Annotated in this window: 10 protein-coding genes; 4 read left to right on the top strand and 6 right to left on the bottom strand. The window is 46.9% G+C overall.

Going from position 1 to position 12,946, the window contains the following annotated elements:
• Window positions 1–15: 15 nt before the first annotated feature.
• The 4 genes from ACFS7Z_RS02290 to alr all read left to right on the top strand — a co-directional run bounded on the left by ACFS7Z_RS02290 (window position 16) and on the right by alr (window position 5,091).
• The gene (locus ACFS7Z_RS02290) at window positions 16–1,305 is read left to right on the top strand and encodes an acetyl-CoA hydrolase/transferase family protein (protein ID WP_377480249.1); all 1,290 of its coding nucleotides are present in this window, start codon (window positions 16–18) and stop codon (window positions 1,303–1,305) included.
• A gap of 354 nt (window positions 1,306–1,659) precedes the next feature.
• On the top strand, window positions 1,660–2,511 hold the full coding sequence (locus ACFS7Z_RS02295) for a DUF1206 domain-containing protein (protein ID WP_377480252.1): 852 nt from the start codon (window positions 1,660–1,662) through the stop codon (window positions 2,509–2,511).
• Window positions 2,512–2,775: 264 nt separating this feature from the next.
• Complete coding sequence (locus tag ACFS7Z_RS02300; protein ID WP_377480255.1) at window positions 2,776–3,933, top strand: amidohydrolase; 1,158 nt, start codon at window positions 2,776–2,778, stop codon at window positions 3,931–3,933.
• A 6-nt stretch (window positions 3,934–3,939) separates the two neighbouring features.
• Window positions 3,940–5,091, top strand: a complete 1,152-nt coding sequence (gene alr, locus ACFS7Z_RS02305; RefSeq protein ID WP_377480258.1) for an alanine racemase — start codon at window positions 3,940–3,942, stop codon at window positions 5,089–5,091.
• A gap of 32 nt (window positions 5,092–5,123) precedes the next feature.
• Here alr and ACFS7Z_RS02310 read toward each other — a convergent pair whose 3' ends face one another.
• The 6 genes from ACFS7Z_RS02310 to ACFS7Z_RS02335 form a co-directional block, all read right to left on the bottom strand.
• Window positions 5,124–5,939 (bottom strand): ion transporter, encoded by an 816-nt coding sequence (locus ACFS7Z_RS02310; protein WP_377480261.1) that lies wholly within the window; start codon window positions 5,937–5,939, stop codon window positions 5,124–5,126.
• A gap of 84 nt (window positions 5,940–6,023) precedes the next feature.
• Complete coding sequence (locus ACFS7Z_RS02315) at window positions 6,024–7,397, bottom strand: TIGR00341 family protein (RefSeq protein ID WP_377480264.1); 1,374 nt, start codon at window positions 7,395–7,397, stop codon at window positions 6,024–6,026.
• 191 nt (window positions 7,398–7,588) lie between these two features.
• A complete protein-coding gene (locus ACFS7Z_RS02320) occupies window positions 7,589–8,932 on the bottom strand; it encodes a DUF2254 domain-containing protein (protein ID WP_377480267.1) in 1,344 nt (447 codons plus the stop codon).
• Window positions 8,933–9,140: 208 nt separating this feature from the next.
• Window positions 9,141–9,566, bottom strand: a complete 426-nt coding sequence (locus ACFS7Z_RS02325; RefSeq protein ID WP_377480270.1) for a helix-turn-helix transcriptional regulator — start codon at window positions 9,564–9,566, stop codon at window positions 9,141–9,143.
• A gap of 641 nt (window positions 9,567–10,207) precedes the next feature.
• Entirely contained in the window at window positions 10,208–10,762 is a 555-nt protein-coding gene (locus tag ACFS7Z_RS02330) for a plastocyanin/azurin family copper-binding protein (RefSeq protein WP_377480273.1), read from the bottom strand.
• A 137-nt stretch (window positions 10,763–10,899) separates the two neighbouring features.
• On the bottom strand, window positions 10,900–12,639 hold the full coding sequence (locus tag ACFS7Z_RS02335) for a L,D-transpeptidase family protein (RefSeq protein WP_377480276.1): 1,740 nt from the start codon (window positions 12,637–12,639) through the stop codon (window positions 10,900–10,902).
• Window positions 12,640–12,946: the final 307 nt, after the last annotated feature.

Raw genomic sequence — 12,946 nt, forward strand, 5'->3', positions numbered from 1 at the left:
TAAAAACATTGCTTTATGTATATCAAACCAACAAATTATAAATCTGCAGAAGAAGCACTTGCCGTCATCAACTCCGGAGACCGGGTGTTCCTTCACGGAAGCGCTGCCACTCCCTCCTACCTGATTCAAAAACTAGCAGAACGCGCTGACGAACTGCGCGATGTAGAACTGGTTAGCATCACCACGTTTGGAGACATGCCCGTGGCTGATCCAAAACACAGCGATTCATTTTACATCAATTCACTTTTTGTATCTGCGAATGTACGGGAAGCAGTAAACAGTGGCCGGGGCGATTACGTGCCTATCTTCCTGAGCGAAATTCCTAAACTCTTCCGCAGTGGCATCATGCCCCTTGATGTGGCCATTGTACACGTTTCACCCCCAGACCGCCACGGCTTTTGCTCATTGGGAGTATCGGTCGACATCGCCCGGGAAGCAGTGCTGAGTGCGAAACATGTGATTGCGCAGGTAAACCCACAGATGCCGCGCACACACGGCGATGCCCTCATCCATACCCGTCGCTTTGATGCGCTGGTGGAGGTAAATGAGCCGCTACCGGAAGTAGACTACAGCCAGAAAATAAGCAGTGCCGAGGAAACCATCGGCAGGTATATTGCTGAGATGGTAGAAGACGGTGCCACGCTGCAGATGGGCATTGGTGGTATCCCGGATGCCGTACTGGGCTTCCTGACAAACCACAAGCGGCTGGGCATCCATACCGAGATGTTCTCGAACGGCATACTGCCACTGGTCGAGAAAGGCATTATCACGAATGAGCATAAAAAGAAACACCCGGGCCGTATTGCCACCGGCTTTATAGTTGGTAACCGCCAGCTATACGATTTTGTAGATGACAACCCGCTCATCACGATGCTGCGGACAGATTATGTGAACGATGTGACCATAATCAGAACGAACCCGAAAATGACAGCCATCAACAGTGCCATCGAAATAGACTTAACCGGGCAGGTGGTTTCCGATTCTATCGGCACATACCAGTACTCCGGCATTGGCGGGCAGATGGACTTCATGCGGGGTGCCGCGCTTTCCAAAGGAGGAAAGCCTATCATTGCGTTGCCTTCAGTCACGCACAAAGGTATTTCCCGTATCACACCATTCATCAACCAAGGAGCTGGCGTAGTGACAACGCGCGCGCACGTGCATTATGTAGTAACGGAGTATGGTGTAGCTTATTTATATGGCAAGAACCTGCGCCAACGTGCAAAAGCGCTCATTGGCATTGCACACCCTGACCATCGCGAACGTTTGGAGGAAGAAGCATTGAAACGGTTCAGAAATTTATAGCATCTTTGCCCTTATCCACTTATGAAGGAGAGACTTCCCTTGTGACCATAAACTTAGAATAATTGACTGCCCTGGCTTTACATGAAAGCCAGGGCTTTTTTAGGCTTAAATCTGCTAGAAAAAGAAGAAGTGCATATTATATAGTCCGCAGCCAGGAGTTGAGACTTAAAGATGAATATGTTTCTGATTCCTGTTGTACCCTGACATTTTATTGCGGAGCCGAGGATTACAAGGGAACAGCTGTATCAGAGCTTTCAATCCTCATATCTGCTGTTTGTTCGTATAAGGCTATATAGCGTATAGGTATAAAGCTATACAACGAAAAAAGCATTTATAAAGTAAGAGATAGAAACTATGAAAATCAATTTAACTAATATGGCTGATATTTCAACTCATGTACCGTCCGCCCCTCCATCCTGGGTAGAGAATTTTGCCCGGGTAGGGCTTACTGCCAAAGGGGTAGTTTATTGCCTCGTTGGCATTATTGCTTTTATGGCTGCTTTCGAGATTGGAGGGAAATCTGCACAGAGCGCCGACAGATCGAGTGTTTTCCAGTTTATACTGGAGCAGCCTTACGGCAAATGGCTGCTGGGCCTGGTGGCTTTGGGTCTGGCCTGCTATGCCATCTGGCGATTTATTGAGGCCATACAAGACACCAACCGGGTCGGCTCTGACGCGAAAGGCACATTTAAACGAATCCGGTATGCTTTCAGCGGTTTGATCTATGCTGGTCTTGCGTACCTGGCTGCAAACCTGGCGCTCGGCAACGGCGGCGGAAGCGGTGGTGATTCCCGCCAAACACTCGCCAGCGAACTGCTGCAGCAACCATTTGGGCAGTGGCTTGCAGGTATAGTGGCCGTGGGTATTATTATAGCCGGAATTTACCAGATTTACTATGGCTACTCTGAGAAGTATAAGAAAGAGATCAGGAGCACTGGTCTTAAAAGCGAAGTCGAAGACATGATGATTCGTGCTGGAAAAGTAGGCTATATGGCACGGGGCATTGTGTGGCTTGTTATTGGCTATATGTTCCTTCAGGCAGCGTTAAGTTCGAACGCGCAGGCAGCAGGTGGCAGCAGCAAGGCTTTCGCTTTTCTTGAAGAAGCTTCCTATGGCTCTTACCTGCTCGGTGCCGTTGCCCTGGGCCTGATTTGTTACGGTGTGTTTATGTTTATGCGCGCCAAATATTTGCCTTTGATAAGGTAAGACATCACAAAATGCATTGTTAAACATCCTGTTCTACTCTTTGCTATAGTAGAGCAGGATGTTTTTTTGCAAATGCTTTATATGTTGTTTTATGTAGGCTCATTCGGTAGAATACCAATGGCTTTGGTAATAATAGCGCCTCAGCCTTATAAACGACAGCTCTGCCACATGAGCTCCTCTCATACCCAAAGCTGAAGTTTCCGTACCTTAGCCATAGCAACCAGTCTGCAGAGGATGCGTTGCCTATCACCTTAAGTATTTAACATGCTCCAGGACAAACTGCAAAATCTCCCCTCGCTTTTAAAACTCCGACACGACCTGCACCAACACCCGGAGGTGTCAGGAAAAGAGAACCAAACAGCAGCAAGTATTGTCCACTACCTGCAACAGTACAATCCGGATCAGCTTCTAACTGGACTGGGAGGAACAGGCGTTGCAGCTGTTTTCCATGGCAAAAACCCGGAAGGACCAGTAGTGCTTTTCAGAGCAGAACTGGATGCTCTGCCCATAGCAGAGACAAATGACCAAAGTTATAAATCAATTCGGGACGGTGTTGGCCACCAATGCGGCCATGATGGGCATATGACGATATTGACTGCTTTAGGAAGCCTGCTGCACCATCATAAACCGGAGAAAGGTAAGGTCATACTGCTATACCAACCGGCGGAAGAGACAGGCGCTGGTGCGTTGGCTGTATTGCAGGAGGAAGCTTTTCAATCATTACAACCAGATTATGTGTTTGCCCTGCATAACCTGCCGGGGGTGCCCATACACCAGGTGGTGGTACGGCCCGGAGTATTTGCCGCTGCCTCTACGGGCATAGTAGTAGAGTTGCAGGGGAAGTCATCGCATGCAGCTGAACCAGAAAAAGGCATGAACCCCGGAGAGGCAATGGCTGAAATTGTTCTGGAGTTCAACCAAATCATTCGGCAAAAAGAAAGGTTCCAGGACCTCACGCTGCTGACCGTCATCCACGCCAGATTAGGAGAAGTGGCCTTTGGCACCAACCCTGGCTTTGCTACTGTTATGGCCACACTACGCTCCTACCTGCCGGCTGATCTTCAAACGCTTAAAACCCTGACGCAACAGGCGGTAGCAACCATTTCGAAAAGCTATGGTTTAAGTTACCAGCTCAGGTTTGTCGAAGAGTTCCCGGCCACTGTAAACCACCCGGAGGCGGTGCAAGTGGTACAGAGATCAGCTGCCAGGTTAAACCTAGAAGTGAAGGAAGCTGAACATCCCTTCAGATGGTCTGAGGATTTTGGCCACTTCACCCGCCAGTACAAGGGAGCTTTATTCGGACTCGGTTCCGGCGAATCGCAGCCACAGTTGCACCACTCCGATTACGACTTCCCGGACGAACTCATTCCAACAGGTGCAGCCATTTTTTATCACATTTCAAAAGAAATCCTGAGCGCATAAGCTACTATGTTCCATTCGTCTTATATCGAAATAAGTAAATCAGCACTTCATAATAATATCAACTTCATTAAACAGCAGATTGGGCCACAGGTTCAGCTTTCTTCTGTGATCAAAGGCAATGCCTACGGGCATGGCATTGAGGTCTTTGGGCCACTGGCACAAGACTGTGGCATTACGCACTTCGCAGTATTCAGTGCCGATGAGGCCCTGCGGCTACAGGAGTCACTTCCCAGTCCAGCCACTATCATGATTATGGGTTTCCTGGACAATCCGGAACTGGAATGGGCTATTCAGCATGACATCGAGTTTTTTGTGTTCGAGCCAGAGCGCTTGCTGGAAGCGGCTAAGGCAGCCGGAAAGGCAGGCAAAAAAGCCAAAGTACATATAGAACTGGAAACTGGTATGAACCGCACAGGCTTTGACCCTGCCGAACTCCACCAGCTAAAAGAGATGCTGCACGAGCACCGGCAGTATGTGCAGTTGCAGGGGCTTTGTACGCATTACGCAGGGGCTGAAAGTTCCGAAAACCATCACCGCATACTGGCGCAACAAAAAAACTTTCTCGCCCTAAGAAAAAGCTTTCAGGAAAGTAGCCTAACGCCAAGCCAAATACATACGGCTTGCTCGGCAGCCATGATGGGCTACACCGATACACACATGGACATGGTGCGGGTGGGCATTATGCAGTATGGCTTCTGGCCCAGCCCTGAAATGTATACGGACTATATGAGCCGGAATGACATGCAGCAAGATCCTTTGAAACTGCTCATCAACTGGAAAAGCAGCATTATGAGCCTGAAGCATGTGCCGCAGGGGGATTATATAGGCTATGGCGCCTCCTACCAGGCACCTCGCGACATGAAGATAGCGGTTATTCCTGTGGGCTATGCCTGGGGCTACAGCCGCTCCCTCAGCAACCAGGGGCAGGTACTGATACAGGGGCTGAAAGCTGGTGTCGTCGGTATTGTGAACATGAACGTGATGATGGTGGATGTGACGGATATACCAGGCGTTCAAAAAGGGAATGAAGTGGTACTACTTGGTAAGCAGGGAGATCAGAGCATTTCTGTTGCCTCTTTCAGCGAATTGAGCTCTCAGCTCAACTATGAGCTCCTGACAAGGCTGCCACTGAACATACCTCGATTTGTTGTGCCGTAATGGAGGGAATTAATAATACATTTTTCGGAGACTCAGAACATATGCCCGCAGTTAAAGCAGAAGTTTGCGTCTGCCGGATGGCCTTCCACGTGGCAGTTTGGACACACGCGGGTTGCAGCAGTCTCGCGGTCTGACCGAGCAAGTTCTACAGATACAATGCCGGTGGGCACTGCAATGATGCCGTAGCCCATGATCATGATGCAGCTGGCGAGCATCTGCCCGAGCGGGGTTGCTGGCGCAATATCGCCGTAGCCGACGGTGGTCAGGGTGACAATCGTCCAGTAGATACTTTTAGGTATACTCGTAAATCCACTTGCCTCCCCCTCTATCACGTACATCAGGGAACCAACTATCACTACTACTAACAGCACTACCCCAATAAAAACCATAATCTTGTTCATGCTTGCTTTTAGCGCTTTCGACAGCACCTGCCCTTCATCGATAAACCGTGTGAGCTTAAAAATACGTGCAATACGGAGCAGCCGCAGTACCCGTATTACTAACAGGTATTGGCTGCCTACCAGTATAAGACTTAAGTAGGTTGGTATAATGGACAGGAAATCTACAATTCCGAAAAAGGAAAAGATATAGCGCTTTGGTTTCGGTGTGCTGTAAATGCGCAGCAGGTATTCTATGGTAAAAATAATAGTGAACGACCATTCTACCGAACGGAAAAATGGCAGATATGCTATTGCCAGCTCTTTTATGCTTTCCAAACAAACCACAAGCACACTCAACAGGATGAGTAGCAGTAACACAACATCGAACACCTTACCGGCAGTGGTTTCGGCTTCGAAAATGATGGTGTAAAGTTTATGTCTAAAGCTGTTTTTTGCTTTTGGTGTCATGAATAAGTTTCCAGCGCCTGATTTTATCAATATACGGGAAAAGTATACCGATGCCTAACCCGCACAAGCTGCTCATGCTGCTTATTAGAAAGTGGATACAATCTGTACTGAGTCCCGCTGCAGCTTCGTAGCCAGGAAATTTTTTATCCGTGACTCGTACTCCCGAACCTTAGTGGCCTCTAACCTCTGCGCCTGCTTCTGTGTTCCTTCCTTAGCCCGCCAATCAATCATTACCAGCATCATGGTATCGGGCTTTACTGCATCCGGGGCAGTAACCATCTCCCCCACCTGCACTTGCTGTATCTCCGGAAAGAGCAGCTTCAGGTCGGTGGTGGCATTGCCGGGGGTGTAGCGGCTTCTCTTTCTTTGAAGGGAGTCTGAGCGTTGTTCCTGTATCTTTTGCAGCTCAAGCGTCTTAACTAAATCACGGTTCAGGTTATTCGTAACGTCATAGGCGATGCGCTCCACCTCTTCCGGCGATACATCCAATTGCACCAGCCGCACCCGGTAGGTATCCAGAGCGTTATCCTTCAGGAGGCTGTTGTAATGCGTCACCAGGTTCTCATCCACCTGCTTCCCGACGCTGTAAATTTTGATGTAGTTCAGTGAGTCTGCCGGCTGTAGCTCCCATTTAATTATCTCATTGTTGCGGGAGGTAAAATCGCTGATCACCAGGTTCTCAATCTGCTTTTTTGTCTGTACTTCTTTATAAATATTATACAGGAAATATATACTCGGGGAAACCACAATGACCAGCACCACCGCCATGATACGGGCAACTTTTCGCTCCTTCTCCTGGTTCACGTAGTGCTTGATGTGAAAATGCAGGTACTTTACAATCAGGAAAGTGGAAAGGGAAATAAAGACCGCGTTGATAAAGAAGAGATAAAACCCGCCAAGGAAATAATCGAAACGCCCCAGCGCCAGCCCATACCCGGCCGTGCACAGCGGGGGCATCAGGGCAGTGGCGATGGCCACACCCGGTATGGCATTCGATCTGTCGGAACGGGAAACAGAAACAATACCTGCCACACCACCGAAGAAAGCCACCATAACATCCAGCAGGGTTGGCTGCGTCCGGGCCAGTATCTCATTCGTTGGCTCTCCCAATGGAGTTATGCTGAAATAAAGAAAACTCACCCCCAATCCGGCCGCCGCCGCCAGTGCAAGGTTTTTTGCCGAAGCAACCAGCATCTCCCGGTCATTGATTCCTACCGATAAGCCTATGCCTAGGATGGGCGACATGAGCGGCGATATTAACATGGCTCCGATAATGACAGCGCCGGAACCAGTGTCCAGGCCGATGGAGGCCAGCATGGCGGAACAAATCAGCATCCAAGTATTATTTCCCCGGATCGGTATTTTATCGTAAATTTCCCGAATGGTGCCTTCCTCGTCTGTCTGGTGCTGTATATTGAGAACATGATCCAGCGTTCTCCTGAGGGCTCTAAGAAGCATGATATATAGTTGGATAAGGCACAGGTACAACGTTGATACCTGCTATGAATTTTGTCTGTGTGACAAAAATAGGCTCAGGCAAAGTTATAAGCTCTCTGCAGCCTGGTTATGACTTAGTTCAAATACTGATGTCTCAGCACATACATGAAGAAGACGTCCGGCAAAAAAGTAAACAAATTCACTAAAAACGCTTACATCTTCACCTGAAGCAAGGGCAACTGATTGAGTAAAACGTTCATTTTGTTGAGCTCCTGCACTTGTAAGTTTATCTTCTGCCTATCACCTGGGTTTTTGATTTCTTCATCTGCATCAAAAAGCAGCAATTCAGCCTCCTTATAAAGTACCGGCTTTAAATGCGGATAGTCCTGCACTTTGTATAGCAGGCTACGCAGCAAAAACAACAGCCGCAGCACTATGACACTGCTGCCTTTTCCATAGAGGCGGATTGGGCTCAGCGTTATGGCATACAAAGTTTCGAACGTTTCGTGCTGAAAGCGGATGCGGGCAGCCCCTTTGTCATCATACAGCACTTTTTGGTCAGTTAGTTGCATCCGGAGCACAAACAAATCAGTGAGGTAGTCAATCGCTTTAATCGCCGTCCCTGGATCATTTATTCCGGGACTCAGCGCCTTTACTGCGCTTTCTGTGATGTGCTTAAAGCCAAATAAATAATTAACGCTTGGCCGCTCTTCCCTATAAAAATCCACAAGGTCAAAAAACTCATCTGTGAAGGCGTCTTTGTTCTTCAGGAGGTTGTTCGCACGTGCGAAGGGAACACCATCTATTAAAAAGCTGCCGAGGGGTTGATTAAAATCCAGCACAACATCGTATTTTTTACATACCTCCAGTACGGCATCCTCATCCAGACTTTGCAGGTAACCTGTTGTAGGGCTTTTTAAAACGTGCCACGTATGGTCGGTAATAAAAATATTCGGCACACCCAGTCCATTGTCCTTCTTTATCTCTTCCGACAAACCTCCGTGGGTGACCCCATGTATGCTTTCTAAAATGCTTTCGATTTGTATGGACTGCGAAATAGAGTGAATAAAGTAAACAAAGAAGCCCAGGCATACAATGGTAAAGCACATGGCCAGAAAAATAGAGAAGCCAGGAAGGGAGATATTATAGTACTCGGCCCGCACATTCACCATAATAACTAAGGTGTAGATGAGCGTGCCAAGGTAGAGACCTAAGACCCGCTGATTAGACTTATAGGAAATCAAACCAGGTATAACACGGGGGGTAAAATTGCTGCTCGCCTGGTTCAGCACCAGCATCACCATGGTAAATGAAAACACAGTGAGAGAGATGATGCCTGTTGTGATAGAACTTAGTATCAGCCTTGCCGTCTCACCATTGGTGATGATCATAAAAGGCAGGTTATCTTTGAACCTTGAACTTAAACCATGTGCCTCCAGGTAAAGCATGAACAGGGCTAAAGCGAAAAAGAACACTGATATCAGTGTAGGGTAAAAGCCAATGCTGTTGACGATGTAATGGTAAGCAAACTTGAATTTGCTCAGTATCTTCTCCATAGTGCTAAGTGAACAAAGCTGCTTCTGATGCAGCTATAGTTGTATTATCATTTACTTGTATGAAGGGCCTCAGGTTATAAAGCAGGAGCATGTGCTTTATTTCAAAAAGGATAAAAGTTTATATCAATCCGCATCATACCCTTTTAATTGGCTGAAAGATCAACTTCTGAGGCAGATCTTTCCCGTACTTTCCCCATTCATTTCCTCTTTAAGCGCCTGGGTTGTAAGCGGTAAACGTCTTGTCGGTGTAGAAAATCATTACCTGCTCAATGGCTTTCCCCTCTGCTGCGGCCCTCTTAACAACAGTTGGGGATTCTTGTACTTTTTCAGGTGGGGGCGACTCTTTCTGACTTTCATTCTGAGGTTGAGACACTACTTCATCAGCTGAAACTACCGCCTTTTCAGGCTTAGCTGCTGAGGCTAACCTTTTTAGCATCTCTCCTTCGCCAAATAACAGCCAGTCAACAGCCACTTCTCTGTAGCAGCTGATGATTTTGAGCATCACATCCAGGCTGGGTTTGTTTCTGCCGCTGAGTATATGGCTGACTGTAGCCCGCGGTACCTCTATGTAGTCAGCTAGTTGTGTAGAAGTAAAGCCCTTGTACTCCATTAGCTGCCGTATTCGCTCTACCATATCAGTTTAATTTGAGTTTACAATTGTATATACATTTGTAACATACCAAAGCTTTTTAAGAATAGCAACCGTTTATTTGTTCTTGTGGCTAAAATATACTTAATGTTTATATAATAGTATGTAACTTATTGATAATAAAGAGGTTATAAAATATAAAAAATGCTCTTGCTGGTGGTGTTTACAATTGTATATACATTCGTAAACTAAATCATTTATAACAGCACTAACTGCCTGTTATTACAGCGAATAATCCAGCCTGAACAGCTTATTTTGTGATAGTTTTATAAGTCATTTCTATCAAGTAAAAAGTACTTAATCAGAATTTATGACACTATGGCAGTGGAAAATGACGCATTTGTGGATAACTCGAGTTATCCACAATCGGCTACTTTTCAACCTTTTAACCTGGTAGAGCAGGTCTGATACTTTCAGCACCTTAGACTGTGACGTACTCAACTATGACAGATTAGGCCTGAAACAGTAGGCGTCAGTTGCCATTTCAGCGGATGTTTCTGAAATAGTACTTTAACTATTCAGGTTGCATGAGGGCCAGGAATGCAAGAGGAAGAAATAAAAAAGGCCAGTAGGAATGCTTTATTCAAAGCAGTTCCTACTGGCCTGTAGTATGAATTCTTTACTGTCTATTTCACGAGGAGGGTTCCGTGCATTTTACGCCAATGGTCCGGATAGGTGCACACAAAATCGTAATACCCTGGTTTTGCTGGCGCCGTAAATTCCAACTCTACTGTCTGCCCGGGCAGCGCCATAGGTGATGCCGCAATAACAGCAGGGCTTTTGGGTACATAATTGCCCGAAGCGCCAACTTCGGCAGCGGCCATAGCCACCTGTTTGTATTTGTCTGGAGTAGTAAACACCACATTGTGCATCATAGGCATATCCACCCCTTCGTTGATGAAGGTGAGGTTCACCAAAGACTGCGCTGTCACCTCCAGCGTGTCCTCTTTGTAAGCCATATCTTCCTGTGTATTGCCTATGGCATGCAGCGTAATTTCCTGCACTGGCTGCAGGGTGTTGTCGGGTACTTCTACAACAGGTGCGCTTATACTATCATCTGTAGTATCTTGTGCTATTACTTCAGTCGCTACGGCCTCCTCATCAGCTGTCTCCGAAGGGCTACAATTCCAGAGGAGCAGATAGCAGCTGAACAGGCATCCTCTTAAAAAATATCTTTTCATATAACTTCATTTATGTAAACTTTAGGGCCTTGCACCTTGCCGTTCTGGTAAGCGATGTCAATACCCTGCTTTAAAAAGTTGTGGTCTCTGTCAATGAAACAGAGACCACAGCCACTTATAGTATAAATTCAGTTAATTTAACCGAAATACTCCTGTGCCAGCTTTTTATCGTGACCATACAGGTCTTCCCGGAAATGTATCTGACCCTGCTCATCCACCCAACTGGTAAAGTATACGATGTATACCTGAACCTTGGAGGGCAGAGTTACCCACTCTTCCTCACCACTCGTCATGGTGCTTCTTATCCGGGACTCGTTCCATTCCGGCATATCCTTTAAAAGGTATTTGGCCAACTCCACCGGATACTCCACCCGCACGCAGCCATGACTAAAGTCACGGTTAGTCTGGCTGAAGAGTGCATCAGCAGGAGTGTCGTGCAGGTAAACAGCATACTCGTTCGGGAACAGGAACTTGATCATACCCAGCGAGTTTTTCGGCCCTGGCTTCTGGCGCACACGGTACTGGAAGTTCTCTTCCGTTACGCTGGCCCAGTCGATACTGTAAGGAGAAACTGGCTTTGGATCCTTTTCTTTCGTTACCACTTCCATGTTCTGCGAGGCCAGCCAACTCGGATTGCTCAGCATCTTCGGCTTTATTTCAGCAGCCATAATGGTATTGGGCACGTTCCAGAAAGGCGCCATCACCACATACTCCAGTTTGTCACTGAAAATGGGGGTAGAGTGCATGGTTTTACCTACAATCACGCGCATGTCCATCACCTTCTTATACTCCCTTTCAGCATCCGGGTCATCATCCGGGTCTTCGTAGATATACATCTTGTATTCCGGAATATTTACCCAGATGTATTTTTGCTCCAGGCTTTTTGGCACCATGCGCTTCGGTATCCAGCGCCAGCGCTCCATGTTGATCATAATCTGGTTGATGCGTTCTTCCACAGGAACATTCATGGTAGCCAGTGTATTTCCGCCTACAACACCGTCTTCTTTCATGCCGTGCAGCATCTGGAACTGCTTCACCTGCTTGGCAAGTTTTTCATCAAAAACCCGTAACTTCGGGTCACTGGCATTGTAATTCTGGCCAGGGTTCAGGCGCCTGCGCAGGGTGAGCACTGCATCAGCAGAATCCCCTTGCTGCAGCTTCTTTTTGTCTCCCAGTTCTATTTTTGGCCATCCTCCCGCGTCCTGCAGGGCACGATACTCCTGTAGCTTATCCCTAAGGCGTGTGTAGCCGGCATGCAGGGCTTCAAACTCATAATAGGGGTATGTACTCTCCCGCTCTTTCAGAATTGTCTGAAGCGCCTTGTGTAGCTTAATCTTATTTTTCTTTACATCCCACTTCACGTTATCGTCCTGGCGCGGGTCAATGCGGCCCCTGTAGAAATCAGAGGCATAATTGAAATAAGAAGCGGTAAGGGCGACATCTATTTCCTTCTGCAACTCAAGCCTGGAAGAATCTTTTGGCTCCATCTGCCTGTATTGCGCAATCATTTTCTCGATGTCCACGACGCGGTATTTGTCTGGCTGCAACCCCTCCTTATCGGATCCTTCCACAGCCTCCAGAAATTTATCTGTTTCGGGCACTAGTTCATTTTCACGGAACCAAGCCAGGTTGTAGTCACGGTCCCCGTAGAAAAGGAACATAAAATCCTGGTGCTGCTTAAATGCAGGCTTATCCTTGATGTAATTGTATACAAACACACTATCTGTTGTGGCCTGCGGTAATTCTTTACCACCAAAGAGGTCAGATACTGCACCTTCGCCTCCTTCTGAAGAGGAGTTGTTACAGCTATTCATACCTGCCACATTCAGTGCTGCCAGTAACGGTACAGCCAGATATTTCTTTAAATAAGGGTTCATTTTATGGTATAGATAATTTACGTGCTTTTATTGCGATGCTGAAGAGAAGACGGTTAAAGTTAACATTAAAACAGTCTTTGAATAATTATATTAAAAACTTCTTATTCGTTTAGATTTAGCATTTCAGCTTTATGTACTCCAAAATGAATGAAAAAGTTCTGGATAGCTTCTCCTAGTATACCTTCCCTTTTCCCAGCTACTGTTATACTAACAAAGCCAATGCCATTTTACATAATAACACCACTGAAGACAAATTAGTTAACAGCCAGGAACAGGCGCAATGGCCGGACTTTTGCTTCTGATTTCC

The organism is Pontibacter toksunensis (assembly GCF_042686245.1).
GTDB classification, from domain to species: Bacteria; Bacteroidota; Bacteroidia; order Cytophagales; family Hymenobacteraceae; genus Pontibacter; species Pontibacter toksunensis.

Bases quoted from the DNA above. Each gene is read 5' to 3' on its own strand.
- ACFS7Z_RS02300 (WP_377480255.1), top strand. From the start codon at position 2,776: ATGCTCCAGGACAAACTGCAAAATCTCCCCTCGCTTTTAAAACTCCGA.
- ACFS7Z_RS02320 (WP_377480267.1), bottom strand. From the start codon at position 8,932: ATGGAGAAGATACTGAGCAAATTCAAGTTTGCTTACCATTACATCGTC.
- ACFS7Z_RS02310 (WP_377480261.1), bottom strand. From the start codon at position 5,939: ATGACACCAAAAGCAAAAAACAGCTTTAGACATAAACTTTACACCATC.
- ACFS7Z_RS02315 (WP_377480264.1), bottom strand. From the start codon at position 7,397: ATGCTTCTTAGAGCCCTCAGGAGAACGCTGGATCATGTTCTCAATATA.
- ACFS7Z_RS02335 (WP_377480276.1), bottom strand. From the start codon at position 12,639: ATGAACCCTTATTTAAAGAAATATCTGGCTGTACCGTTACTGGCAGCA.
- ACFS7Z_RS02295 (WP_377480252.1), top strand. From the start codon at position 1,660: ATGAAAATCAATTTAACTAATATGGCTGATATTTCAACTCATGTACCG.
- alr (WP_377480258.1), top strand. From the start codon at position 3,940: ATGTTCCATTCGTCTTATATCGAAATAAGTAAATCAGCACTTCATAAT.
- ACFS7Z_RS02325 (WP_377480270.1), bottom strand. From the start codon at position 9,566: ATGGTAGAGCGAATACGGCAGCTAATGGAGTACAAGGGCTTTACTTCT.
- ACFS7Z_RS02330 (WP_377480273.1), bottom strand. From the start codon at position 10,762: ATGAAAAGATATTTTTTAAGAGGATGCCTGTTCAGCTGCTATCTGCTC.
- ACFS7Z_RS02290 (WP_377480249.1), top strand. From the start codon at position 16: ATGTATATCAAACCAACAAATTATAAATCTGCAGAAGAAGCACTTGCC.